Source organism: Frigoriflavimonas asaccharolytica (assembly GCF_013294015.1).
Classification (GTDB): domain Bacteria; phylum Bacteroidota; class Bacteroidia; order Flavobacteriales; family Weeksellaceae; genus Frigoriflavimonas; species Frigoriflavimonas asaccharolytica.
Genome location: NZ_JABSNO010000060.1, coordinates 1 through 1,615 on the forward strand (window position 1 = coordinate 1; position 1,615 = coordinate 1,615).

The 1,615-nt window shown below is 31.4% G+C and carries 1 protein-coding gene; it reads left to right on the plus strand.

Translation table 11 applies throughout. The features are described from left to right. Nucleotides 1-673: 673 nt before the first annotated feature. Nucleotides 674-1,492: a hypothetical protein gene (locus HNQ03_RS15980; RefSeq protein ID WP_173780693.1), complete on the plus strand. Its 819-nt coding sequence runs from the start codon at nucleotides 674-676 to the stop codon at nucleotides 1,490-1,492. The last annotated feature ends 123 nt before the right edge of the window (nucleotides 1,493-1,615 follow it).

Genomic DNA, 1,615 nt, shown 5'->3' on the forward strand with positions numbered 1-1,615 from the left:
TTTTTTTTGTAGCCATTTTAATTGTATTTTTGAATTAATAAAAACAAAGGTAACAAAACAGCGAATCGGGAAAAGCTACCGAAGGTTTAGTTCAATATCGGTTTTGCAATAGTGTGGGATTTTCGCAAGTTTAAAGATTTTAGATATTTTGATGTTTAGTTTATAATAGAAAGATTTTACATATTAAGCCGCATTATCGCCAATACGCAAAACGTCAGGCTGTGAAAAAACTCAATTTCCACCTAAATATTCAATTTAATCAACCTTTCAAACCTCAATAAATGCGTTTTTAAGCAGGCTATTGTTTTAGGCTGCATTTGATAATTTATTTTTCACATAACCGAAAACAAGCTCAAAATAAGTCGTTTTATTAACAAAACCAGACTTCGTTTTGTAAGGCGACTTCCAGTTCTTCAATTTTGCAATTAAAACCCAATGCTTTTAAATTCATACTCTCCACAAAAGCATCTACAAGCCGAACAAGATTATCCTAAGAAATCGGATCTTCTAAACTCGTAAAAACCATTTGATTGCGGGCAATTCCGGTGATATGTTGCTTCATTAAATATACGAAAATAGAATTCAATTATTAAAATTATTTCCCTATTTTTGGATATAATAAACGAAGGTTTTTTCACAGACTGACGTTACCAGCAATTAAGAAAACACGACAATGAAGAAATTATTTACAATTTGTATTTTGACATTATTCTTTGCATGTTCAACACAACAACAGAGTGACAAGACTTCTGATAATTCTGCTCAAACGGACAAGGGCATTATTTCAAAAAGTGAATCTTCAGCAAAGACAATCGAGGATAAAACAATTAACTCAACTGACTATCTGACTTCTACCTATGACAAACCCGAGTTTGCCGACAAACTAAAATATCACAAAGAAACTTTAAAACAACTTTCTGAAAAAAAAGTGTTTTCAGAAATAGATACTACGTTGAAACAGACATTAATTCTAAAACATCAAGAATATTTTAAGACAAAGGCTGATTATGAATTGTTATCCATAGCCAAAGGTAATTTGTTTCAAGAAAATAAAAATGATTGTGCTTTTGTTATTTATGACAAGAAAAACCAGCGAGTTTCAATTTTAGTTTATAACGAACTGACAAATAAATACTTTGAATTATTTCGAGAATTAAGAGTAGAAAATGGCTTGGAAACTGCCGATTGTAATTACGGTGCTTTCGGCACACTTGACTATCAATTAGCTGACGAGATAGTTTATCAAGAAGAATATCTAATAAAAAAACCTCAAAGTTATTTAGAATCTACACCATGCAAAATTGTGGACATTTCAAAAGATGAAGATTTTGTTTTAAAAAGTGGCTGTTTTTCAAAGAACGTTTCAAAAAGGAATTTATCAAATTCACTTTGTATTGCGACTAGCTCTGTTTATAACAATTGGGAATGTTTAAAATATAACAAAGCGACCAATACCTTTTTAATTTTTTATGGACAAGCGTTCGCAGACTAATATGAACTTCACGAAACAATTAACTACCGCTAATAACTAAGCTTTCGTTTTGTCTGAAAGACAAGAAATGAAAGCCCGTTGAACGGAACCTTCGGTAGCTTTTGCTCCCCACTTGGTAACCTT